Origin of the sequence: Arthrobacter sulfonylureivorans, assembly GCF_047607445.1 — a bacterium.
GTDB classification, from domain to species: Bacteria; Actinomycetota; Actinomycetes; order Actinomycetales; family Micrococcaceae; genus Crystallibacter; species Crystallibacter sulfonylureivorans_A.
On record NZ_JBLKRT010000021.1, the window covers coordinates 32,491 to 54,332 of the forward strand.

Below are 21,842 nucleotides of genomic sequence, written 5' to 3' on the forward strand. Positions count from 1 at the left end.
GAAGACCTTTCCTGCAGCTGGGGCAGCCGTTACCGGCCTTGGGCAAGGAGTTCGAGGAAGTGTGCGCGCATCCGCGCCGGATCCGGTTCCAGTCCTGTGATGTAGCGGAAGGCGTCGACCGCTTGGCCCACGGCCATGTGGCCGCCGTCAAGCACGCGGCAGCCCCTGGCCTTCGCGGCCGCGATCAGCTCGGTTTCGACCGGACGGTAGATCACGTCCGAGACCCAGTGCCGGGGCTGGAGCAGGGCCGGATCCAACGGAAGACCCGGATGGCTGTGCATGCCGACCGGAGTGGCGTTGAGGACACCGTCGGCGGCCGCGAGCACATCCGGCAGCTGGTCCATGGGCGCGACCGCCACTTCCTGTTCCGGGAAGAGCGCGGCCAGGGCATCCCGTCGTTCTGCGGCCCGCTGGGGGTCAAGATCCAGCAGCGTCAGCCGCCGGAGCCCCTTCTTCAGCAGCGCGTAGGCGACGGCGGACCCCGCACCGCCGGTGCCCAGCTGGACGACCGCGCCGAGCCCGGCATCGGGCAGACCCTGTTCCAGTCCCCTGCTGAAGCCGGAGAAGTCGGTGTTGTGGCCAATGAACTTTCCGTCCCGGATCACCACGGTGTTGACGGCACCCAAGCGTTGGGCGTCGTCGGAAACGTCATCCAGGTGCTCCAGCACCAGCTGCTTGCACGGGTGGGTGATGTTGAACGCGTTGTACCCCAGATCGCGGCCCTGGTGCAGCAGTTGGCCTACCTGGCCGCCCGGACGGTTGATGACGGAGAGGTCGATCGGCCGGTAAAGATAGCGGATCCCGTGGTGGTCCGCCTCGCGTTCGTGCATCGGGGGAGTGAGGGAGGCTGTAATGCCTTCACCGATCAAGCCGACCAGATAGGACTCCGCAACCGTGCTCATGATGAAACCCTTCGTTCGATTACTGCTCCGCTGTACGTACATCGCACAGCGGAGCTAAGGCTTTGATCAGGATCTTGTGTGAGAAGTGCCTGAGCATGTGAATGAAACTAGGAACCGGAATACCGACCACCGGTGAGATCCAAGACTTGTCCGGTGGTGTAGCTGCATTCTGCCGAGAGCAGCCAGGTGGCCAAAGCTGCGAATTCGGGCGGATGGCCGATTCGCCCGGCCGGCACACGGGAGAGCAGTTGTGCGTTACGCTCGCTGCTCAGGTGCTGCAACAGGGGAGTGTCGAACATGGAGGGAGCCACTGCGTTTACGGTTATCCCGTCTGCAGCAGTTTCCTTCGCCACGGCTTTTACCAGCGCGATGACGCCGGCTTTCGAGGTGGAGTAGGCGGTCATTGAGGCATTGCCTTCCCTACCTGCAATCGATGAGAGTACCGCGATCCTTCCATACCCTTGGCGCTTCATCACGGGCACCACGGATTGGAGGCCCAGAAAACATGAATCCAAGTTGACCCGGAGGGTTCGCACCCAACCGTCGTAAGGGACGTCTTCGACGGGCGCCTCCGGTCCTTGCGCGCCGTGGCACATGAGAAGCCCGTCGATACGGCCGTAGCGTTCCAACACGTGGTCAACCACGAGGCGCCACTGTTCGGGATCGGTTACGTCCAAAAGCAGGTCTGCTCCATGGGAGTCCATGACGGACTCGTTGGCGGGGGCGCCGATGGCAAGGTCGGTGGCCACAAGGATGGCGCCCTCCGCCCGCAGCCGTTCAGCGGCGGCACGCCCCAGCCCTCCGGCTGCGCCCGAGACAAGGACGACCTGTTCCTCAAAGCGTCCAGGCCATGTTTTAGCAGTCATCTGTGTATTCACCTTTGTCGTGGAGCTGCGGGACCTGCAGGTATTTCCGTGAAGCCATTGATTCGTCAATGGCCATTGCTACCGCGAGCGTGTTGAAGGCGTCCCGGGCGGAGATCAGCGGTTCGGCTTGACGGCGGGTGACGGCCGCCAGATGTTCCAGCTGGGCAACGTAAGGATTGGTCTCCGTGCGCTTCAGTACCGAAGTTTCGAACGGGCTCTTCCAGTTGTTGGCGCCACGGTGACGGTAGACAGTCAGCGAAGGCAAGGCGATGGAAGCTTCAGTGCCAGATATGAAATAGACATCACCGGGCGGCGGCGACGGAAAATACGCTCCATAGCCGGACGTTAGGTCCCAGCACCATGGGGAGGCGGCAGCGTCTGTCGCCATCGCTGTACCTATGGCCCCGCTGGCGAATTCAAGCACGGCGCCGGCCGTATCCGGCACAGGGAACCCGCGTACCTTGGACGAGCCCAACGCCATGACAGAGTCGATGTCACCGGCCAGATAACGAATCACGTCGAGGTCATGGATGAGATTGATCAATACCGGTCCGCCGCCCTTGCGGGAACGCCAGGTCACATCGAAGTACTTCTCGTCCTTTCGCCAGGTGCTCAGCAGCCCGACCGAAACGACATGGCCCAAGCCACCATCCTCAATAAACCGCTTCGCGGCGACAATATCCGGCGCGTAACGACGTTGGTGGCCTACGAGAACCGGAACGTTGTGCTTATCCGAAGCGGCGATAATGCGTTCGGCAGCTTCAAGGGAATCTGCAATCGGTTTTTCTACCAAGGGTGTTAGGCCGCGCTCCAGGGCCGCCACAGCGGCGTCGGCGTGCATGATGTTAGGCAGCGCAACGATCACGGCGTCGACGGGTGCCTCGTCCATCAGATCGATGTAGCTGACGAAATGCGGTACATCCAGTTCCCGTGCTACCTCTTGCCCCGCGGGACTGGGGTCTGCGATAGCGGTGAGCTCGACGCCCTCTGCACTCATGCAGTAGTTGGCGTGTTCTTTGCCAATCAAGCCGGCGCCCAACAGGCCGATTCTGACGATACCCGTCATGGTTTTCGGATTCCTTCCTGCCGAATGTGTTACGTGGTCGGTGAAGCACGCTTCGAAAAGAGAGTGATGCGCGTCTCGGTTTTGTGCGGATACGTGATAGCGTACCGACCGACCGAAAAATCTGGAACTGTGTTCCAAAATGAACAATATCAGTCAGGAAGGAACACCGTCCCATGGAGAAGAGCAAGGCCAAGGCCTTGGGTGTGGCTCCGCTTAGTGCCATTGATCTGCCCCACGCGGAGTATGTCCGCGCGGCACACGCGGCTGGCTTCGGCGCAATTGGATTGCGCCTCGAAGCAGTCAGTGTCACCGACGTGCCCTTTCCCCGCGATAGGGGTTCAAAGGATTTCCGAGGGATAGTTTCAGCGCTGGCGGAGACAGGTCTGGAGGTACTCGACGTGGAGGTTCTCTCCATCCGACCGGACACCACGCGGGAGGAATGGTTGCCCCTGCTGGAACTCGGGGCCGAGCTGGGGGCCAGTTACTTGAACGTGGTCGGGGATCATCCGGATCTAACTGCGTTCGCGGATATTGTGGCCGCGCTGACTGTTGACGCAGAGATCTTCCAAATCCAACCTGTACTTGAGCCGGTCGGATTTCGTCCGCTGAATAATTTCGACACCGCCGTCCAGATTGCCCGGGCGGCAGGATGCGGTGTTGAACTGGATGTCCTGCATTACATGCGCACCGAGGCCGACTTCAGCACCATCGCGGACAACCCTGATTTGTTCCCGATCCTCCAGCTCTGCGACGCGCCCACGGAACTATCCGGTCACGGGGAAAGGCTTATTCCTGTTGCCCGGTCCCGCAAGATGGTGGACTTGATGATCGCCGAAGCGCGCGACCTCAGGCTGCTGCCTGGGCACGGAAACGCCCCCATTGGCGAGCTGCTAGCAGCCTTGCAGAGAACCGCCAGAATCAGTGTAGAAATTCCCAACACGGAACTAAGAGCAGGCCGCCCGGCACCTGAATATCTGAGGATGCTTGCCTCGGAAACCACCGCCTACCTCGGATCCATCACCGGCTCGGAGAGGGCGAAAGACCTTCCAACAATCAACCGAAAGGAACAGAACCGTGTCGAATGATTCGATACACGGGGGCACCTTGGTAGAGCGGCCCACCGAACCACGGTTCCTGCGCTGGCTCTCCAACTGTGAGCTGGTTCTCGCCGTAGCTTTCTTTGCGATCCTCTTTTTTGGTGTCCTGTGGCAAGTTGTGGGCCGGTATGTGCCAGCGCTGAACTGGCCGGGTGCTGGCGAAATTGCGCGCTATTCCCTGGTCGGAGTCGCCTTCATCACCGTCGGCTATCTGATCGGGAAGAACGGCCAGATCACCGTGGCCGTCATTGACAACATGGTAGGCAAGCGTGGACGGGTCATTGTCCGCTACATTTCCGCCATTCTGCTGGCTCTGATCTGCCTTGGGCTGGCGTGGGAAGCCTGGGCATTGTTTAGCGATGGCTTCCGTCGCTCAACAGCCGTGCTTCGCATTCCGCTGGGCTATCTGTTTACCCTGCCCCTGATCGGGTTCCTATCCGGGACGATTCTCGCCATCGGAAGGATCCTGCACGCACGTTACGAGGAACCGGACCTGCTGACACTCGAAGAAGAAGAGGACTGAGCCATGGAACTCGGACTGCTCGCCGTAGGAATCATCCTCCTCCTCCTTGCCCGTGTCCCGGTCGCGTTTGCGATCATGGGACCGTGCCTGGCCTACTTCATGCTGAACGGGTACTCAACGGGCCTGGCTCTCAAGACCGTCTTTGACTCTGTCAACTCCTTCCCCTTGCTGGCCGTGCCGCTGTTCATCTTTGTGGGCGTCATCGCCAATAAGCTTGGAATCGCCGATCGCCTGTTTGAATTTTGTCTTGCAGCCATGGCACGCGTACGCGGAAACCTGGCGTACGTCAACGTTGGTACCAGTGTCGGCTTCGCCTGGATGAGCGGTTCCGCCCTTGCCGATGCTGCCGGACTCGGCAAAGTTCAGGTGCCGTCCATGACGAAAGCCGGATACCCTTTCCGCTTCGCCGCCGGCTTGACAGCTTCTTCAGCACTGATCAGCCCCGTCATGCCACCGAGCATTCCCGCCGTTATCTTCGCGGCAGTGGCCACAATTTCAACCGGAGCCCTGTTCGCGGCGTCCGTAATTCCGGCACTGCTAATGGCCCTCGGGCTGGTTATTTACATCGCTGTCTGGGTGCGCAGGAACCCCGGCTTTGAGAAGGAACCCTTCGACCTAAACCGGTTGGGACGGGCGACGGTTCGCGTGCTTGGACCCCTGGGCGCGCCGATTATCATCCTCGGCGGCATCATGGGCGGCTTCTTTACGCCGACAGAGGCAGCGGGAATTGCCGGCCTGTATATGGTTCTGCTCGGCCTTTTCCTTAAGACTATGAGCTGGCGCGTCCTGTGGGAGGCTGCGAAAGAGACAGTCTTCCTCTGCGGCGGAATCCTCATCATCATCGGCGCCGCGGGAATGCTTGGCCAGATTCTGGCCCGTGAGCGGGTCGCGGTGAGCTTGGCCGAATGGATCACAGGCTTCACGGACAACCCGCTGGTCTTCCTGCTGCTCATCAACCTGCTCCTAATCGTCCTCGGCATGCTCATCGATGCGACTGCCGTCATTCTGGTGACAGTGCCCGTGCTCCTGCCCCTTGCCGTAAGTTACGGCATCGACCCAGTGCACTTCGGCGTGATCATGATCGTCAACCTGATGATCGGTCTGCTCACACCGCCGGTCGGCAGCGTTCTGTACGTCATGAGTTCGGTAACGGCCAGGCCCGTTGACGAAATATTCAAGGGCATTGTCCCCTTCCTGACCCCCATGGTGGCCGTACTGATCATCATCACGCTCTTCCCCCAAGTGGTCATGTTCCTGCCAAACCTACTCGGCTTCTAACCCGTTCCAATCAGCAACAACCAGCGAATCGCCCATGAGGGCAGACAATATAAGGAGAACAACCATGGCAATCAATCCACGCTTCCTCCGCAGGCTCGGATCAGGAATAGCGCTGACCGCAGCCGCGGGTCTACTTGCAGGCTGCGGTGCCGGCGGCAGCACGGAAGCAGGCGGCGACATCACCATTTCCTTCGCAAGCAGCCAGTCCGAGGCAACGCCGAACTTCTTCTGTGGCATGGAACTGTTCAAAGAACGTATTGAAGCCAAAGACCTCGGCATTACCGTTGAATTGTTCCCGTCCAGTCAGCTCGGCCCGGATGCTGAACGCGTGGCCAACATCCAGTCCGGCGACCTTGACATGGACCTGCAGGAAGCCGGCCTAGCATCGGTATACCCGCACGTGGGTATTCTGGGCGCTGCCTATGTTTTCGATGACGTCGACCACGCCTTCAACTGGATCGATAACCATTCCGAGGAATTTCGAACCGGATTCAACGAGGCCACCGACATGACCATCATTGACGGTTGGTACTACGGTTCACGGACCTTCAGCTCCAACGAGCCGATCCGCTCCCCGCAGGACCTGGCAGGCATGCAGATCCGCTTCCCGGACACCCCGCAGTATCTGGCAAACGCTGAAGCCATGGGCGCAAACCCTGTGGCTGTGGCCTATGAAGAGGTTTACGTAGCCCTCCAGCAGGGAATTGCAGATGGCCAGGAGAACCCCGTTGTCGGCACAAAGACCGCCAGCTACGACGAGGTCCAAAAGTACGTCTCCCTGAACAACCACCAGGTCAGCATCCACTGGGTGACCATGTCGGACGCAACCTTGGAGAAGCTGAGCGATGAACAGCGCGAAGCCGTCTTCGAAACCGTCAAGGAGATCCGGCCCGAAAACCGCAAGTGCGTCGAGGACGAGACCGAAGAAATCCTCAATGACTGGCGCGAAAACGGGCCGCTCACTGTGATCGAAGCAGATGAAGTGGATCGCGAGGCCTTCGCCAGCAGTGCGGAGAAATACTTTAAGTCCCACTACACGGGTGATGATCTGGCTTTCTACGAAAGCATCCGGGCCTCAGCCAAATAGTACTGCCCGATAACAATCGCATGACTTAGAGCGGCGCCCAAGTCTTTCCCACTAGGGCGCCGCTCGTCTGCTATTGATCGGTTCCGAGAAGCGCTGCATGACTCCGCGGCAACGCTGCCATCATCCGGATTCTTCAAAAGGAGGCTCTGTCATGGGCGCCGAGACTGCAAGTACCCAAACCGGACCAGCAGGCACGGTCTTGGTGGTCAACAAAGACGACCGCACTCTAATGCTCGTGGATGCCCAGAAGCTGCAGGTTGTTAGTACGGTGCAGTTGAGTGGTATCACCGGCCATGAGGTCGCAGTTCATCCAGACCTTCCGATTGCGTATGTGCCGATCTACAGCGATGCCCCGGTGGGGGTGTCCGGTACGGATGGGAGCACGATTGATGTCATCGATCTCGTCAGAGGGCAGCGCAGCGCGACGATCGACCTCAAGGCGCCCTGTCGCCCGCATGATGCGATGTTCGGGCTCGACGGATTGCTGTACGTAACAACCGAACTCAACAAGAGCGTCACAGTGATCGATCCCAGCACGCAACAGGTGGTGCGGACACTGAAAACAGGCCACGCGCAGTCACACATGATGGCACTGTCTCCCGACGGAACGTACTGCTACACAGCAAATGTAGAACCTGGATCGATCTCTGAAATTGACGTGGAGAACGGCCACCTGCTGCGCACGGTCGAAGTAGCTGAGGTGATTAACCGCATCTCGCTCTCGGCCGACGGGTTGACCGCATTCACAGCCGACCAGCGCCAGCCCCGTCTGGCCGTCGTAGACCTGGTTACAGGTTCCGTAAATCAGTGGGTCGAGCTCCCCTCAACCGCTTTCGGCACGGCACTGACACCCAACGGAACTGAGCTGATATTGGCCCTGCGGGGAAGTAACCAGATTGCCAAGCTAAACCTGAAAACCTTGGAGATAGTAGCTGCAGCCGATGTTGCTCCTTCACCTCAAATGATTGTGCTGGATCCAACCGGGGCAATAGCGTACACCGCTTCAAGCCAAGCAGGACTGCTGACGGCGGTCCGTCTCTCGGACATGAGTGCGATCGGTGCCATCGAGACAGGGCGGAACCCAGACGGCCTGGCCTTCGCCAACATCGCCGTATAGCAAAGAGTGGCCCCAGTGTGTGCTTCGCCGTTAGGACAGTTGGGTCACCGGCTACCGCCAGGGAAGGCGCTATATGGGCCGGCCCTGACCAACTTGCTAGCTGCCGATTGTGGGGTCTCTAGAACTTCAAGCCCTGCGCGCGCACGAACTCAAAGAATTTAACCCACTCCGCGCCGTGCTCATCGGCGATGTTGGGAATCTTCTGGTTCTTGTCGATGGTACCGGGGCCTTTTCGGGTCTCCTCGGTGACGATCACGCGAAGGGAATGTTTGGCATGGGCGATGACGAAAGGGTCGCCATCATTCTTCTGGTCCTGTACCCAATCTAAGGACTTGCTATGACCCTGCCGTGGGTCGCGCGACGCACGCGATCTATTCTCATGACGCCGAGCCCAGTTGGGGGCGCGGCACCGCTCCCGCCAAGGACGAACGCCGATGGCCTAGTGGGCGAACCGTAAGTTGTTGGGGGTTCTGATCGCCGAGGCTTGCTAGTGCCGACTAATAGTTGCACCGAACCCCGCCGCAGAATCGTCCGGAGGATTTCTAGAAAGCTCACAGCAATCGGGGCCTTCTGCCGAGCTTGCCGCAAACTTGGCATGTGCTGCGAAGGGGACAGGGAAATCAGTCGCCGCAGCCGGGCCACGGTAGCCTCGTCGCACCCAACGAGCGGCTCGCCCGTCTGAGCGCAGTGTGACCATGCGCGATAGCGCTGACGAAGGGCAGCCGCCCGGAAGTCGTAGCGTGAACTCCTCGGACTACGTCTAGATGACGCTCTGAGCACTTCCCCCACCACGACACCGGACAACAAGTGACCCCCTACCCCTCGCCAAAGGCGTCCATGAGTTCATTGGTCCCCGCTTCACGACGTCATCGTCTGGCAAACAGCACGCAGACTGCGGTCAATCGAGCCGCTTCCGAGCATCAACAGCATTCTGAATGCGTCGGACCACACAATCTAGGGGCGAGCACTTGAGTTTTTATTGCAAGCTCATGGACTACCTGTCCGATGCCAGGCATCCAAGAAATGCTTCGGCAAATCCAGACAAGACGTCCCCTCTAACCTCGGCTGAATTTTTACCATGATGTACCAACTCACACGGATGCATCGTCAATCAGCTGAACCCTGTTCCGTGTATCGGCCCGCCGAAAGGTCCGGCGACGAACCAGCAGGCGGCAAGAATCACTCGTCTCCGATGCCGGTCCGACGAGAAAACTTGGCCGTAATTGCCGCGGAACAGTCCATGTCCGCGCCCCTGACTGCTAGCTTCAGCTAAGCCCTGCCCACACCTGCCCATTTAGGTATTGACGCGTCCACGTGCATCGCAAAGCGGTTATCAGGGGATTTGCTCCACAGTTAGAGCGCGTAAAGCGCGGGTAACTTTCCCCTTATCGGGCCGTTTGTATCTGTTCGACGTAACTGATGCTCAGGAATTTTCCGGTTTTCTCGTCCCGAGCCAACCTGCCACCTCCGCTATGACAGCCTCCGGGTATGAAGCCTTCGAATAGACCCTGATCTCCAGATAGCTCGGGTCATCGATGTCCAGCGGCGGCAGATCATCTTCCCGCAGTCGAACCACCAAATAGCCGGCGGCAAGCAGATCCAAACTCTTGACACGGTCGATCAGCTGTTTCGGTTCGGGGGCATGCCAATAGGCGCCATCGTACTCAATGGCCACGTTAAGTCCGTCGTGCTCGGCGAGGATGTCGATGCTCCATGCTGTCGGTATGTTGAACACCTTGTCTCGGACGATGGCCCCCGAGCGGACGTTGTCGAACACTGCCTCGGCGGCCTCCAGATGGTGTAGTTCGATACGGGACTTGCCGGCCTGACGGCACTCAGGGCATTCCGACCCGGAGGAGCGGGACCCCAGAGTGCTCTCCCAGACATGGGAACGATCGACCGAGCACACCCACTTGGGAATGAAGGCCGTGTTGGCGGTCGGCCTGACGTGCCAGGCAGTGAGTAGGTTTTCCTCGCTCCATTCGGCGGCCAGCCCCGGATCGGACCAGGCCAGCGAATCGAGGATCGTTTCGCACCTCGGGCAGCGCAGACGCCTGCCCCCGTCCCGGCTGGCAGGTGACTCCACCCACTCGTAGCCGCAGCACGCGGCCTTCCAATGGATGCGGCGCTGTGAGCCCGGGACCACGTTCTCCGGCGTCCAGCGGCCGTTCCGGTCCGGGTGCCATTGGCTCGCGAGCTCCGGCTGCACCTCCGCAAGCATCGGCCGGTCTTTGGCAGCGGAAGCCTGGCCTTTGCAGGAGGGGCAGCCCGAGGACAAGAATGTTCCCGGCCTCGACTTTGGGTAGTGCCCGTTCGGGCACCTGAACCGGTACAGCCGCCAGTCTCCCTCCACCATGACAGCGTCAGGGTCAGTGTCATCAGCCCACGACGCCGCGAGCTCGGGGACTGAGGAGACAGGTGTCTGTTTGAGCCGCTCGTAGTCCTCCTGCCACTTCAGGCTGCGGGTCTCCTCGCACGACGGGCACTCGGGCCGCAGCCGGTCCGCCATGACGTATACCTTCGCGGAGAACTTCAGCCCGCACTCGGGGCAGATCCACCATGCATCCCGACGCGCTTTCATTGAGACCGTCTTGAACTCGGCTTCGCTGTTGGCATGGTGGTCCCACCACTTCAGGGCCGGACTGTCCGAGTTGGCGAACAGCTTCTGTCTGCCGCGGTCACGACCTCCCGTGGCAGACCCCTGACGGGGCACCGGGTTGTGCCCGCAGCTGCAGTTGAGATCATTTGGCCTGCGCGCCTCCTGACGGTCGCACCGGATGCACCGGACAACAACTGGGTGGTTGTCGCTCGGGATCGGCGTCAACTCGGCAACGGGCTCGCGTTGCCCGAGTGCGATCATCTCTTTGAGCGCCGCGGAGCCGACGGGTTCAACTTTCAGCCCGGAAAGGCGGTTGGCCATCTCTGCCCATTCCGTCCAGAAGCAGAAGCGGCAGGCCGGCTCATCCCTTGTTTGCAGGTCCAGCAAGTAATCCAAAAGGTAGTGGCACTCGGCGCTGCATTTGCGGCACCGGGTCAACCGACGAACCTTACGACCAGTGAACTCCTCGAGGGGATCGAGTCCCATACCGACGAGCATGTCGTCGAGACAGCTTGTGCACCATGTCGGTTTGCTGTTCGTGGTGAACGCCGCCTGGTTCACGCAGCCCGGCGTTGCACACGCCTGCACTCTCGCCATGCCTCTCCCAATCCTCAGGCTTTCCGGCCCATCCTCCGCCTCGATTTCTTCAACGGCCAGCGTACCCGTGTCCAGGACGACGGCGTCGCCGGGCATGGACTCCTATTGAGGCAGCGACTCACTGCTGTGCTGGTGGCCTGCTGCCCCTTCCCAAGGTCGGGTGGTACCGACCAAGGTCTTGAGTTCCCCGCGAGGTCGAGCGCTTGGAGGTCGTGATCCGCAAAAGAGGCACTCTGTTATTCGCTGCTGAGCGGATGGGTCCGAGCCGGTGCCGTCCGGCGAAAAGCGCCTTCAACGAGCAAAAACGGGGATTTTGGGCCGGTTGCGCACCTATTTGCGACCCTCTGCACACCCGGTTGCACACCCACTTTGGAGGTAAAACGCCTAGTCAGAGGCACATTGCACACTTTTTCACCAATTCGACCGGAAATACATAGCCTTTAAAGGGCCAGGGAAGTTAAGAGTCCCGTGAGGGAAGAAGTCTTGGCTCTATATGTGTATGAGGGCAAAAAGGGTGTGCAAGGTGTACAAGGGCCCCTTATATACATACTTCTCTCTCTTAAACGTTGAGAAATAGGGATATATAGGGGGCCCCTATGCCCCGCCGGCTTGTACACCCACGGGTGTGCAACGGGTGTGCAAGGTGCACACCCGTTACTGGAACCTGTTCAGGTCGCTTTGCCCCGACTCAACCAATTCTTCGAGGTGTCCTAGGATCACAGCCGCAAAGGCGTGGGCAGGCGGGCGATGACCTTGATCGCGGCCGCGACGCCCGCCGAAACGTTCATCGCCTACTCCGAGGATGCCGAAGAATTCTGGGCCAGCTTCGGCTGGACCAGGCATGAGCACCGGACGGACCCGGACCACTTCCGGCCGGCCTATGTAGGTGGCATCCCGGCTGCCGGATAGCATTTCCGGCATGACCAACCGGCACTTTCCCCTATTCCTGGCCAAGCCCATGGATCCGCACAGGACCATGCAGGGCGAGGACAGCCAGCAGTGGGCAGTGTACGCGGCCGAGCAGTCGATCAAGCCCGGCCGGCAGTTCGGCGACACCGGCGAAGTGCAGCAGTTCATTGACGACATCCTGGCCAGCCGGGCCTGGCAGGAGCGTTTCCCGCGGATGAAAAAGGTCGAGGTGTCCGGCCGGAAGGGGGTCGACGACCATCCCCTGGTTGGCCGCCGGACTTACTCCTACGGCGGACCGCGGGGACGGATGCCGTACGCCGAGGGCATGATCAGCCTGCACGAGAATATGGGCTTCGAAACCGTCGTCCTTCACGAGCTGGCCCACTGCGTGTCCCCGCAGTTTGTCGGCGACCCGTCCGGCGTCAAGAAAGGCGCCTTGGGTTTCAATTCGCCTCAACACGGCCACGGACCGTACTTCCGGGCGTCCTTCTCCTGGCTGTGTGAGCACTTCGGCTCCGACGGCACCCATTCCGAACTCTGGGACGCTTACCGGCACTACCAGGTGCCAGCCGCCCCCGTCGATGAGCTGTGGAAGGCCCTCGAGCAGTCTGCCCATTGGGAAGGCGTCCTGCAGGCGATGCACGATGAGGAAGAACCGAGCCTACCGAAACAACCGGAGGCAGATGGCCAGCGGGACGCACCAGGAGCTGCGGCCTTGGGTGCGCCGGGATTGGAATCGATGTGGTGGGGCTCGTTCCTCTGGGAAGCCAGGGTGCTGGCGCACAGGACCACCAAGACGGAAGTGGCCCGCCGGGTATCGCTGGTGACCAGGTGCAAAACCGCCGACGTGACGAGAATCGAGAATTACCGCCAGCCACCGGAGGATCCGGCGGAGCGGCTGCTCGCCTTCCAAATGGGAGTGGTGCTTGGCGCCGACCCACGCTGGATGCTCACTGCCCAGCACTTGTTTCGCATGGAACTGGGCGCGCGGATGAAGGACCTGGAGAAGCTGAACCGTCACTGGGTCGCCCACGTCCGGTGGATGAACCGAGCCTTGCGGCAGCGCCCGCCGTACTGGCGGGTCAGCGGGCACAGGTAACTCCGTCAGCGGAAGGAGCCATTCGGCTGACCTCCCGGGTTCCGGTGAGCTGGCCGACGTCGCCGCGGCCCCTTGTCCGCGCATAGCAGGGCCCAAGACGCCGCCCTTCCACAGACCGGGCGGGACCGGCAGTGAGGCTGAAGGACATGACGACAGAAGCAGGGCAGGGAACCGTAGCACTGGTGGAAACGAAGCTCACCTTCCGCCCGCCGGGCCCCGAAGTTGGTGCCAAGGAATTCTTCCTCACTCTGCGCGGGCTCCTGCTGGGCGGCTGCCCAGACCTCAAGCTCGGCTACCCGATCGTGTTCCGCACCGAAGACGGCGGGGCCACCCCGTGCCTGGACGTCCCGACTGCGGTCGCGATTCCCGCCGGCCATGAGGCCCACGACGCCGTCCGAACCCAGAGCGCGGCCTGGGAAGAAGCGCTCAAAGGGGAGCCGGACCTGGACCGGTTCAATGCGGCCAACACCAGCATCAACGAGGTCGTCGCCAGCTTCGCGGAAGCATCAGCAGCTGCCGCCGGCTTCGCCGTGAAAGCATCTTCGTCATTCTCCATGGTTTGGTGGGATGCGGACGCCGGAGACTTCCAGTCCTCGCAGCTGAGCAAGCCCCAGGCAGCGTAGCCGCAGGAGCTCCCGGCCGCACACAGCCTGACATGACCAAAAACCCAGCAGCAGGCCGCAGCCGTGTATCCGCCGGCCTGACAGAAGGCGGCCAGTTCGCCGTCGAAGCCAAGTCCGAGGCCACCGGCGTCTCCCTGGACGCTCCCTGCAGAGAGATCGATAAGGCTGCCATCGAATACCTGGGCCGCAGGGCCCGGTCCAAGGCGGCCTATGATCTCGGCGACTACCAGCGCAAGGTGGACCGGGGGCGCGGCTGGCACGGTCTGGAGGAAAGGATGGCCCGCCTGGAAGACATGAAAGCCAAGGCGGACAACTTCGAGAACCTGGGCACCGCCGAGCAGCAGGAGGCGCTGAGTTCCCTGCAACTCGGCCGCCTCACGCACCTGCTGCAGCCAGGCCAAACCCTCGGCAACAGCCGCGTGGCCGTCGCCGACGACCTGGACGCCAACCCGGAGGATCTGGCTTTGGCGCTGGAGGCCCAGAAGCAAATCCTGGACGAGCGGATCCCGGGTGACATCACGCTGACCAAGGTGGAGTCCGGCAAAGCCACCTTCGTAGTCAAAGACGGTTCCGTCACCAGCGAGATCGAAGCCTTCGACGGATACGTCACCTACAGTGCCGTTTCCGAGCAGGCCTGCGGCGAGCATGCCGACTGGCTCTACAAGGCAAACCGCAGCAACCACCGCGTGGGCGTTCGGGCGGAGGACTACAACGAGCACCACGAGTACGCGGTGATGATGGATGCGGTTGCCGACTCACCGATTAAGTTCGACCCGATGATCGTCTCCTTCGACCGGAAGGAGCGCAGCATCGAGCTGGGTGCGGACGGCAGCTTCTACACGTACAAGGTCAGCGGCCACATCCCGGAGCTCCGCACGGAGTCCGGCACCAAGCTGCACACGTCCATGCTCCACGGGTTCATGAACTACGTGGCGGTCAGCACCGGCACCGAAAACTCCGGCGGCTTCACCGAGGCGCTGCAGGAAGTGTTCCGCGAAACCGAGCGCCGGCTCGTCCGCTAGGGCACCAATGAAGTATGTGTCGCTTTACTTGGCGCAGGAATGGCAGCGGGCAATGCCACTAGCCTTGCGTTAGCGCTAGACTAGTGGCATGGAGATTTCTGCGAGAGAGTACGCGGAGCGAGAGGGGGTCTCGGTCCAGCGTGTCCGCCAGCTCATCGAATCCGGAGCCGTGCCGGCCCGCAAGGTTGGCAGGGCGTGGTTGATCGAAGCCTCCGCACCCAAGCGTGTCGCGGCCGCGGTGCGTCCGTTCTCGGCCGACTCAGTCTTCGAAAAAGCCCTCGCCCTGTCCGGCGAGAAGTCCTCCGTCCGGGGCGACAGGGTTCGGAACTGGCGGGAGCGCCTCGCCTCGGAGAGTGAACCGGAGTCCCTCCTGGTCGCATGGCTGGCACGACGCGCTGAGCGTAGGTCTTACATCGCCGACTCCGAAGACATCGCGGACCTCCAGGCTGATCCGCGTATCGCCCTCTCCGGGGTGTCCCATCCGGCCGCACAGCTGTCGTCCGGCCGGGAAATTGAAGGCTATGTGGAAGAGAGCCAGGCGAAGAAAATGGTCCGCGAGTTCCTGCTGCGTCCGGCTGCGGACGGGCAGGGGAACGTCGTCCTCCACGTTGCCAAGCACAAGCCCGAAAGGGTGCCCGAATTGATTGTGGCTGCCGATCTGGCTGATCGAGGGGGATACAGGGAGCGTGAAGCGGCTCGGCGCATCATCCGGGAGGTGGTCGGCAAGTGATTGTCCTGCCGGCAATGCCACCTGCCCAGAAAGCCTCTTGGGAGGCCCTGTTCGAGATTCATGAGGCAATGCCTGAACACTGGACCTTGGTCGGCGGCCAGGCTGTTTTCCTGCATTCCGTGGAGCGGGACGCTGCCCTGGTACGGGCGACCAGTGATGCCGACGCAGGCCTGGACCTGCGGATGAAGCCGGACATACTGCTGGCTTTCACGACGCTCCTGACGAAGCTGGGGTTCCAGTCGGACGGCAGGTCGCCCAGCGGCCACGAGCACCGGTGGACCCGTGGCCAGGCGAAAATCGACCTTCTCATTCCCCGCTTCACAGGGGAGCGCGCCGAATCACGTAAAGGCGTCACAGGCGGCACCACTATTGCGGCACCGGCGCTTCAGCAGGCTCTGGACCGATCCGAAACCGTCAAAGTGAATGCCGACGGGCTGATCGGGACGGTGAACAGGGTCAGTTTCATTGGTTGCCTCATCGGGAAGGCCGCGGCCCTTCGAATCATTGATGATCCCGGTAGGGAGCGGCATCTGACAGACGCGCTCACTCTGGCCGGAGTTATGAGCCGACGCGACATTCGAGGAGTCGAATTCACCCCGTCCGAAAAGGCGCACTTGGCCAATCTGGTCGGCCACCTGAGCCACAGCAGTCGGGTAGTTGATGGCCACCCGTCCGGCCAAGACGGTTATTCCAGGCTCTACGCACTGGCCTCTGGTTGGAATCCCGCAGACCCGAACGAGTGACACCTCAGGCCACTTGGCCAGCTTGGCCAAGTGCTGTTGCTGTTTCACTGACTGCAACGGTCCGGCCGGGCAGTGCATTGACCTTGGCCGGTCGACCGGCCGGCCGGCACAGCGACGACCACCATCACCATCACCGTCGCCATCGCCAGCTTGGCCACGAACAGTGGCCAGACAGGCCTCCGACAGGCTCTTACGCCGGTGGCCGTCACGTCCGAGGCGGGCTGCTCGTGGCCGCTGGATGGCCAATGTCCACTGGCCAGCCCTTCAAGGCTGCACTCGCCCGGCAGCGGGTCCGGTTGGCCGCGGCCGGCCGGGGAGGGCGATCCCATCTTCCGGACACATGGCCCCCATGCAGATCAAAACTTTGGCGTACAAGTCCCCGACCGTCGAAACGGTCCTGTTCACCGGCCACAACGGCGAGGAGCTGGCCCGCTGGTGCCGCGGCAAGCTGTGCGGCATGCTCCTGGACCCGACCGAGCGCATCATCAAGATTCAGACCCATCGCGACGGTGAGATCGACGTCGAGGTCGGCGACACGGTGGTCAAGCGCTCCGACGGCCGGTTCATCCGCTACACCGAAAACGAAATGGGCGAACTGCTCAAGGAGGGCAACTGATGGCCGCAAAGGACGTGCTGCGGGATGCGGTCGCGGAAGCGATTTTCACCGCGGGAGCGAAAGCAGCCGGAACCGGCGAAACCTACGAGATGGTGCAGCCAGCTCAGCGGCAGTGGCACCGCATGTACGCCGACGCCGGCCTGGAAGTTCTCCTCGACCCGCCCCGCGCCGTCGGGGAAGACATGGCCAAGCGCCTGTGGGTCGCTGATTGCGGCATCGAGGACCTGGCGTGGGCCGAGATGGCCTGGGCCGACATGGGCGGCGGGGAGCCGAGCGATGAGCGGGCCCAGTACGAGATCCGGGTTGATGAGTTGCTCGCCGTGCTGCGCAAGGCGATCGGCTGATGGTTGCCGAGGAGACGAAGGGGTTCTTCCTCAACATCGGGGCCAGCTACCGCTGCAAGTCCACCGGCACGGTCTTCGTGTTGGAGGGCCTGCGGTCCAAGCGCCGCGTCTGCCTGATCCATGACGCCAAAGGACAGAACCGTGAGGTGCGCGACTACGTGCCCGTGGACGACCTGGAGGCCGGCTACGAGTACGTCGGGTGTGACCACGTGGACCACTGCTGTACCCGCCACCGCGTGCATGTCTCGCCGCACCGCGGCTGCATGATGCGTTAGCGGCTACGCACGATGACCTCGACGTGCAGCGGTGCACAGAACCGTTGCAGCCAGTCCAGGCCCTCTTCGGTGTCGAAGACGCGCGCGAAGCCCGGATCGATCTGCACTGCGTCAGCGGCACGGTCTCCGAAGAGCACGTAGGCCGGTCCGGAGTTGCAGAGCCTGCTGTTCCAGATGCAGCCGTCGAAGCCGGCGCGGTGCGCAGCCTCGGCCCACAAGACCGTCTGGCCGTAGGTCGTTGGCTTTGAACCAGTGAGCTCCTCGGCCTCGACCTGCAGGGCTTTGAGGCCAGTGCCCCAGAAGGAGGCCAGCTTCAGGTCACGGGTCACCTCCAGCCTGCCCATGACCCGGTTGCGGTAGCGGCTCGGGATGAGGCGGCCGCCTTTCTGAGGCATCTCGTGCAGGATGGACTCGCACACCGCGACGTCCTCGCGGCTGGCCCCGTACAGCACCGGGACCGGGGGTGACCCGAAGAAGGCGAACCGGGTTGCGTCGCCGGCACCGGGGTTGAATTCGTCGGTGCGGAACCGGTTGCCGTGCACACGGTAGATCCTGGTTCCTGCCTCCAAGACCTCCGTCTGCGGTGTGAACGGATCCGGCGGCGGCGCTACCATTCGACCGACTCGCTGTTGCGGAGCTTTGCGACCAGGTCGCTGTCACCCAGATGGTCAACCGGGCGGTCGTCCTCGAAGTAGCCGGACGGTGCCATCAGCCAGTACACGAGGTCCTCGTTGTCCAAGCCCAGCTCGGCGGCGGCGCTGATCAGCTCCGGAATGACCGGCAGGACCTTCCCCGCCGTTCGGTCAAACTGGAAGCCGGGGTAGACGAAAGCCTGTCCGCGCTGCACACCGATGATCTTTCCGCCCTTCCGGAGGGACGCAGCGAGGCCTCGGTTGGACTTGGACCCTCCAAGGAGCACGGCCACGTCGGAGCCCGGGAACAGACCCCAGTCGCGGGAGATCTCCCGCCACAGGTTCTCGGTCGCCTGGACCGCTGCGGCGATTGAGGGCATGACCGGGTTTTCCAGGGCCGCGACCGCCGGCCCGAGGGATGCGATGCTGGCCTGCATCCGGTACATGGATTCGAGTGCTTGGGAGAATTCCTCCGCATGTTCCAGGGCCAGAGGTCCGTTGAGGGCAGGCAGGACGCTGGCCGCCCACTCCTGCACAAGAGCCGACGGCATCCTGGAGACAGCTGCCATGAGTGCGTCGCGAGCAGCATCCGCGGCAATCGCCTCTGACGCCTGGGCCTTTTCAACCTTCATTCGGACCACTTCCTCTAACGGTTCTCACAGTTCTATCCTAGTGTGACAACCGTGTTCAAGATAGGCCTTTCCGAAGTCGCTCGGGCAGCATGACATCATCACGGGATCTCGAGGGTCAGGGCTGGATGTGTAGCTCCCGCCGCTGGCAGTAAGAATTTACTAGGATGCGGATCCGGTCACCGGCCCTGTGTCCTCGTGAGGCGATCGGGGATCTTCGACGAGGTCTTCGGCCAGTCGCAACACGTTCCGGAGTGCGGGCGTTTCGGTGCCGGATTTCCAGACAATACTATTCTGTACCAGGTAGTTTTCGGCCAAGGGTCGGAGTACCAGGTTGTTGGCTGTGGTTCCATGCGCTGTTGTGCTGGCGAAGCCAACCCCCACTCTGGCGTTAATGAGTGCGAAGAGTGTCAGTGCGTCGGTGACGTCGATGATTTTTTCCGGTGTGAACCCGGCATTGTGACACGCCTCTTCGGCCATCCCCCTGACTGTCCATCCGGGCGCCGGGGCTATGAGGACCAATGGTTCCTTCTTCAGCGCCAAGGTTGGCACTTCGGTCAGGAGGGCTAGCGGATGGTCGGCGGGAAGCAGAACACCAAGTCTGCCTGACCCGAGGATGCGCCAGTTCAGTGACTCTCCTTTCACAGGGCCGCCGACTAGGCCGATGTCCAGATCCTGCTTTTCAACCATCCTGATGACTTCGGGGTTCCTGCGCGAAGAGTCAATGGCCAGTTCAATGTTGGGATAGGCGCGGTTGATGGAGCGGACCAGCGATACCAGGAGGTCGCTGGCAAATCCTCCATTGAACCCGATACGGATTCTGCCGAATTCACCAGTTCCGGCATTGCGCGCCTGGCTGCTGGCAGCATCGATGGCCCTCAGGGACGCCCGGCACGGCTCCAGGAAAGCCTCCCCCGCGTCAGTGAGCCTGACAGTTCGCTTGTTGCGCTCAAACAGTTGGATCCCCAGATACTTCTCAAGAGTAAGGATTTGCTGACTCACAGCGGGCTGGGCGATGTGAAGCCGAAGCGCAGCCCGGCCAAAGTTGAGCTCTTCAGCCACCGCTATGAAGGTCTTCATCCAGCGGACTTCCATGCTGCGTCGCCTTTCACCCAGCGTCTTATAAAAGTTTCTTATCACTCTAGCCGAGTTTTAGTCTTGGACGCTTATCTCTACAGTTGCCAGACTGATCTGGAAAAGGTGGCGAACAGCACAAGAGAAGGATCAGCGTGGCACTCACAATCGAACCGGGATCATTGGCCGTGGGATCGGCTGCTTTTCCGCAGTCCATGCCCGTCAAAGGAGGCTCGGGGGAAGTCCGGTACGACAACATTGTCTACAGTGCCGAACCTGGGTACCGCCCGCTGTTCTTGGACCTCCGGGTGCCCCAGTCGTCCAGTGAAGATTTCCCGTGTCCTCTGATCATCTGGGTGCATGGCGGTGGATGGCTCCACGGCTCACGCCGCCGTCAGGCTCCCAACATTCACCGGAACAGGGTTATCGAGTCCATCCTCGAAGGTGGGTTCGCGGTCGCGCTGGTGGATTACCGGTTGGTCGAGGAAGAGGGATTCCCGGCCCAGGCGTTGGATCTGAAAGCTGCGATCCGCTGGCTCCGCGGAAATGCCGGCGAGTATGGCCTCGATACTGCACGCTTTGCCTTGTGGGGCGAATCGGCAGGTGCACACATTGCCGCGATGGCAGCTCTGTGCGACCAATTTGGTGACGAGAGGACCGGGGAATTCCTCGCGGAGTCCGAAGACGTCCAGGCGCTGGTGTCATGGTACGGGCCTGCGGACATCGAAGCCCTGTTGGCGTCGGATCTTCCCATCAAGCATTCGGAGGAGTCCGGTGTCTGTTCCGTCAACCCTGTCCAAGCACTCGTGGATTCCACTGCTTGGACGGCAGCAGAGTTATCACCTGTCCGATATGTACGGACCGGAGTCCCCCCGATTTTTATCGCCCACGGAGCCGATGACCAGCAAGTAAGCGTGGAGCAGAGCAGGAAACTGCATCAGGCCTTGGTCAAGGCGGGCGCGAATTCTGAGTACCTCGAGACTTCTGGTGGTCATGTCTTTGTCGGGGCCACCGTGATTCCCGAAGTCACCGATAGGTCACTGGACTTTCTTCGGAAGCACCTTGGGCCCGGCGTATCCGCCGGCCTCGATCCGGATATTGCTCAAATGGAGCAACTGATGAGCGCCTCCGGGGAGTTCCCGATCTTTCCTCCTGCCGGGCAGCCACTCGACCCGATCGTAACCCGGATCAGAGGAGTAAAGCTCCGTGATGCCTTTTACCCACGTCAGTTTTTTGAAGTCGAGTCTGTCACGGACGCGGCGATCCCCGGACCGGCGGGCGATATTGGACTCCGAATTCAGAAGCCCTTGGGCGGAAGCGACGCTACGGTTGTCTATTTCCACGGGGGCGGCTGGATCATTGGGGACTTGGATTCCCACCAGGGGAACGCCAGCAGGATCGCGGCGCATGCCATGGCCAACGTCGTTCAGGTCGATTACCGCCTCGCGCCCGAGAACCCCTACCCGGCCGGCGTCGAGGATGCCATCGCCGCTTTCGAATGGGTCATCGAGCACATTGATCAGTTCGGCGGCAACCTGAACAAAGTGGTCGTGGCCGGAGACAGCGCCGGAGGAAACCTCGCTGCAATCGTGGCGCAGCACTGCCGGGCCATCGGCATCAGGCTTGCAGCGCAGTTCCTGATCTACCCCGCCACCGACCTCACCGCGGCTGCGGATAGCGCCATGCTGGAATACCTAGGCCCGGGAGCATCCTCCCTTGCCCGCGAACCACGTGCCTCTCCGGCATTGGCAGAGCGCCTGGACGGTCTAGCCCCGGCAATCATCGGCGTCGGAGCGCACGACTTCCTCTACCAAGACAACGTCCGGTACGCCCGGGCGCTTACTGACGCCGGCGTCACCGTCATTTTCCGCCAGTACCCAACCCTCAACCACGGGTTCTTCAGCTACGGAAGCGTTTCCGCTGCCTCCGATCAGGCCGCCGAACAACTATGCCAAGACCTCCACAAGGTCCTGCACAACTGACCAACCCTTCAACCCTCTACACAGCAGTTTCC

At 61.6% G+C, this 21,842-nt stretch carries 23 protein-coding genes; 15 read left to right on the plus strand and 8 right to left on the minus strand.

Features of this window, described 5'->3' with window-relative positions; genetic code table 11:
- Positions 1–29: 29 nt before the first annotated feature.
- From ACMX2H_RS11420 to ACMX2H_RS11430, 3 genes are all read right to left on the minus strand, one after another.
- Entirely contained in the window at positions 30–902 is an 873-nt protein-coding gene (locus ACMX2H_RS11420; RefSeq protein WP_414960609.1) for a shikimate dehydrogenase, read from the minus strand.
- A gap of 107 nt (positions 903–1,009) precedes the next feature.
- Entirely contained in the window at positions 1,010–1,768 is a 759-nt protein-coding gene (locus ACMX2H_RS11425) for an SDR family NAD(P)-dependent oxidoreductase (protein ID WP_414960610.1), read from the minus strand.
- Positions 1,758–2,834, minus strand: coding sequence for a Gfo/Idh/MocA family protein (locus ACMX2H_RS11430; protein ID WP_414960611.1), 1,077 nt, complete (start codon positions 2,832–2,834; stop codon positions 1,758–1,760). The genes ACMX2H_RS11425 and ACMX2H_RS11430 overlap by 11 nt, the downstream gene beginning before the upstream one ends.
- 173 nt (positions 2,835–3,007) lie before the next feature.
- Between ACMX2H_RS11430 and ACMX2H_RS11435 the strand changes: the two genes are divergently transcribed.
- The 5 genes from ACMX2H_RS11435 to ACMX2H_RS11455 all read left to right on the plus strand — a co-directional run bounded on the left by ACMX2H_RS11435 (position 3,008) and on the right by ACMX2H_RS11455 (position 7,936).
- Positions 3,008–3,919, plus strand: coding sequence for a sugar phosphate isomerase/epimerase family protein (locus ACMX2H_RS11435; RefSeq protein WP_414960612.1), 912 nt, complete (start codon positions 3,008–3,010; stop codon positions 3,917–3,919).
- Positions 3,909–4,454 (plus strand): TRAP transporter small permease, encoded by a 546-nt coding sequence (locus ACMX2H_RS11440; RefSeq protein WP_414960613.1) that lies wholly within the window; start codon positions 3,909–3,911, stop codon positions 4,452–4,454. The genes ACMX2H_RS11435 and ACMX2H_RS11440 overlap by 11 nt, the downstream gene beginning before the upstream one ends.
- 3 nt (positions 4,455–4,457) lie before the next feature.
- Positions 4,458–5,732: a TRAP transporter large permease gene (locus ACMX2H_RS11445; protein WP_414960614.1), complete on the plus strand. Its 1,275-nt coding sequence runs from the start codon at positions 4,458–4,460 to the stop codon at positions 5,730–5,732.
- 64 nt (positions 5,733–5,796) lie between these two features.
- Positions 5,797–6,819, plus strand: a complete 1,023-nt coding sequence (dctP, locus tag ACMX2H_RS11450; protein ID WP_414960615.1) for a TRAP transporter substrate-binding protein DctP — start codon at positions 5,797–5,799, stop codon at positions 6,817–6,819.
- A gap of 151 nt (positions 6,820–6,970) precedes the next feature.
- Positions 6,971–7,936, plus strand: coding sequence for a YncE family protein (locus tag ACMX2H_RS11455; RefSeq protein WP_414960616.1), 966 nt, complete (start codon positions 6,971–6,973; stop codon positions 7,934–7,936).
- A gap of 118 nt (positions 7,937–8,054) precedes the next feature.
- On the opposite strand, the gene ACMX2H_RS11460 is transcribed toward ACMX2H_RS11455, so the two are convergent.
- Positions 8,055–8,372 carry a DUF4411 family protein gene (locus ACMX2H_RS11460; protein ID WP_414960648.1) on the minus strand — a complete coding sequence of 106 codons (318 nt, stop codon included), beginning with the start codon at positions 8,370–8,372 and terminating at the stop codon, positions 8,055–8,057.
- A 987-nt stretch (positions 8,373–9,359) separates the two neighbouring features.
- The gene (locus ACMX2H_RS11465) at positions 9,360–11,228 is read right to left on the minus strand and encodes a zinc-ribbon domain-containing protein (protein ID WP_414960617.1); all 1,869 of its coding nucleotides are present in this window, start codon (positions 11,226–11,228) and stop codon (positions 9,360–9,362) included.
- Between the two features lie 651 nt (positions 11,229–11,879).
- Here ACMX2H_RS11465 and ACMX2H_RS11470 point away from each other — a divergent pair.
- The 9 genes from ACMX2H_RS11470 to ACMX2H_RS11510 all read left to right on the plus strand — a co-directional run bounded on the left by ACMX2H_RS11470 (position 11,880) and on the right by ACMX2H_RS11510 (position 17,493).
- The gene (locus ACMX2H_RS11470) at positions 11,880–12,041 is read left to right on the plus strand and encodes a hypothetical protein (RefSeq protein WP_414960618.1); all 162 of its coding nucleotides are present in this window, start codon (positions 11,880–11,882) and stop codon (positions 12,039–12,041) included.
- A 10-nt stretch (positions 12,042–12,051) separates the two neighbouring features.
- Complete coding sequence (locus ACMX2H_RS11475) at positions 12,052–13,140, plus strand: hypothetical protein (RefSeq protein WP_414960619.1); 1,089 nt, start codon at positions 12,052–12,054, stop codon at positions 13,138–13,140.
- 146 nt (positions 13,141–13,286) lie between these two features.
- A complete protein-coding gene (locus ACMX2H_RS11480; RefSeq protein WP_414960620.1) occupies positions 13,287–13,763 on the plus strand; it encodes a hypothetical protein in 477 nt (158 codons plus the stop codon).
- A 32-nt stretch (positions 13,764–13,795) separates the two neighbouring features.
- Positions 13,796–14,785 (plus strand): hypothetical protein, encoded by a 990-nt coding sequence (locus ACMX2H_RS11485; RefSeq protein ID WP_414960621.1) that lies wholly within the window; start codon positions 13,796–13,798, stop codon positions 14,783–14,785.
- A gap of 88 nt (positions 14,786–14,873) precedes the next feature.
- Entirely contained in the window at positions 14,874–15,515 is a 642-nt protein-coding gene (locus ACMX2H_RS11490) for a hypothetical protein (RefSeq protein WP_414960622.1), read from the plus strand.
- Positions 15,512–16,258, plus strand: a complete 747-nt coding sequence (locus ACMX2H_RS11495) for a hypothetical protein (protein ID WP_414960623.1) — start codon at positions 15,512–15,514, stop codon at positions 16,256–16,258. Before ACMX2H_RS11490 ends, ACMX2H_RS11495 begins: the two co-directional genes overlap by 4 nt.
- A gap of 349 nt (positions 16,259–16,607) precedes the next feature.
- Positions 16,608–16,874, plus strand: coding sequence for a hypothetical protein (locus ACMX2H_RS11500; RefSeq protein WP_414960624.1), 267 nt, complete (start codon positions 16,608–16,610; stop codon positions 16,872–16,874).
- Positions 16,874–17,218: a hypothetical protein gene (locus ACMX2H_RS11505; RefSeq protein WP_414960625.1), complete on the plus strand. Its 345-nt coding sequence runs from the start codon at positions 16,874–16,876 to the stop codon at positions 17,216–17,218. Before ACMX2H_RS11500 ends, ACMX2H_RS11505 begins: the two co-directional genes overlap by 1 nt.
- Complete coding sequence (locus ACMX2H_RS11510; RefSeq protein WP_414960626.1) at positions 17,218–17,493, plus strand: hypothetical protein; 276 nt, start codon at positions 17,218–17,220, stop codon at positions 17,491–17,493. Before ACMX2H_RS11505 ends, ACMX2H_RS11510 begins: the two co-directional genes overlap by 1 nt.
- On the opposite strand, the gene ACMX2H_RS11515 is transcribed toward ACMX2H_RS11510, so the two are convergent.
- The 3 genes from ACMX2H_RS11515 to ACMX2H_RS11525 form a co-directional block, all read right to left on the minus strand.
- Complete coding sequence (locus ACMX2H_RS11515) at positions 17,490–18,107, minus strand: RES family NAD+ phosphorylase (protein WP_414960627.1); 618 nt, start codon at positions 18,105–18,107, stop codon at positions 17,490–17,492. The genes ACMX2H_RS11510 and ACMX2H_RS11515 overlap by 4 nt on opposite strands.
- Positions 18,101–18,757 (minus strand): hypothetical protein, encoded by a 657-nt coding sequence (locus tag ACMX2H_RS11520; RefSeq protein WP_414960628.1) that lies wholly within the window; start codon positions 18,755–18,757, stop codon positions 18,101–18,103. Before ACMX2H_RS11520 ends, ACMX2H_RS11515 begins: the two co-directional genes overlap by 7 nt.
- Positions 18,758–18,916: 159 nt before the next feature.
- Positions 18,917–19,834, minus strand: a complete 918-nt coding sequence (locus ACMX2H_RS11525; protein WP_414960629.1) for a LysR family transcriptional regulator — start codon at positions 19,832–19,834, stop codon at positions 18,917–18,919.
- A 209-nt stretch (positions 19,835–20,043) separates the two neighbouring features.
- Between ACMX2H_RS11525 and ACMX2H_RS11530 the strand changes: the two genes are divergently transcribed.
- Positions 20,044–21,810 (plus strand): alpha/beta hydrolase fold domain-containing protein, encoded by a 1,767-nt coding sequence (locus ACMX2H_RS11530; protein ID WP_414960649.1) that lies wholly within the window; start codon positions 20,044–20,046, stop codon positions 21,808–21,810.
- Positions 21,811–21,842 lie beyond the last annotated feature (32 nt).

Excerpts from the sequence above, each read along its gene's own strand:
- ACMX2H_RS11445 (WP_414960614.1), top strand. The coding sequence starts at position 4,458 with ATGGAACTCGGACTGCTCGCCGTAGGAATCATCCTCCTCCTCCTTGCC.
- ACMX2H_RS11470 (WP_414960618.1), top strand. The coding sequence starts at position 11,880 with ATGACCTTGATCGCGGCCGCGACGCCCGCCGAAACGTTCATCGCCTAC.
- ACMX2H_RS11485 (WP_414960621.1), top strand. The coding sequence starts at position 13,796 with ATGACCAAAAACCCAGCAGCAGGCCGCAGCCGTGTATCCGCCGGCCTG.
- ACMX2H_RS11505 (WP_414960625.1), top strand. The coding sequence starts at position 16,874 with ATGGCCGCAAAGGACGTGCTGCGGGATGCGGTCGCGGAAGCGATTTTC.
- ACMX2H_RS11500 (WP_414960624.1), top strand. The coding sequence starts at position 16,608 with ATGCAGATCAAAACTTTGGCGTACAAGTCCCCGACCGTCGAAACGGTC.
- ACMX2H_RS11455 (WP_414960616.1), top strand. The coding sequence starts at position 6,971 with ATGGGCGCCGAGACTGCAAGTACCCAAACCGGACCAGCAGGCACGGTC.
- ACMX2H_RS11465 (WP_414960617.1), bottom strand. The coding sequence starts at position 11,228 with ATGCCCGGCGACGCCGTCGTCCTGGACACGGGTACGCTGGCCGTTGAA.
- ACMX2H_RS11525 (WP_414960629.1), bottom strand. The coding sequence starts at position 19,834 with ATGAAGACCTTCATAGCGGTGGCTGAAGAGCTCAACTTTGGCCGGGCT.
- dctP (WP_414960615.1), top strand. The coding sequence starts at position 5,797 with ATGGCAATCAATCCACGCTTCCTCCGCAGGCTCGGATCAGGAATAGCG.
- ACMX2H_RS11480 (WP_414960620.1), top strand. The coding sequence starts at position 13,287 with ATGACGACAGAAGCAGGGCAGGGAACCGTAGCACTGGTGGAAACGAAG.
- ACMX2H_RS11520 (WP_414960628.1), bottom strand. The coding sequence starts at position 18,757 with ATGAAGGTTGAAAAGGCCCAGGCGTCAGAGGCGATTGCCGCGGATGCT.
- ACMX2H_RS11530 (WP_414960649.1), top strand. The coding sequence starts at position 20,044 with ATGCCCGTCAAAGGAGGCTCGGGGGAAGTCCGGTACGACAACATTGTC.
- ACMX2H_RS11475 (WP_414960619.1), top strand. The coding sequence starts at position 12,052 with ATGACCAACCGGCACTTTCCCCTATTCCTGGCCAAGCCCATGGATCCG.
- ACMX2H_RS11490 (WP_414960622.1), top strand. The coding sequence starts at position 14,874 with ATGGAGATTTCTGCGAGAGAGTACGCGGAGCGAGAGGGGGTCTCGGTC.
- ACMX2H_RS11510 (WP_414960626.1), top strand. The coding sequence starts at position 17,218 with ATGGTTGCCGAGGAGACGAAGGGGTTCTTCCTCAACATCGGGGCCAGC.
- ACMX2H_RS11435 (WP_414960612.1), top strand. The coding sequence starts at position 3,008 with ATGGAGAAGAGCAAGGCCAAGGCCTTGGGTGTGGCTCCGCTTAGTGCC.
- ACMX2H_RS11430 (WP_414960611.1), bottom strand. The coding sequence starts at position 2,834 with ATGACGGGTATCGTCAGAATCGGCCTGTTGGGCGCCGGCTTGATTGGC.
- ACMX2H_RS11420 (WP_414960609.1), bottom strand. The coding sequence starts at position 902 with ATGAGCACGGTTGCGGAGTCCTATCTGGTCGGCTTGATCGGTGAAGGC.
- ACMX2H_RS11515 (WP_414960627.1), bottom strand. The coding sequence starts at position 18,107 with ATGGTAGCGCCGCCGCCGGATCCGTTCACACCGCAGACGGAGGTCTTG.
- ACMX2H_RS11425 (WP_414960610.1), bottom strand. The coding sequence starts at position 1,768 with ATGACTGCTAAAACATGGCCTGGACGCTTTGAGGAACAGGTCGTCCTT.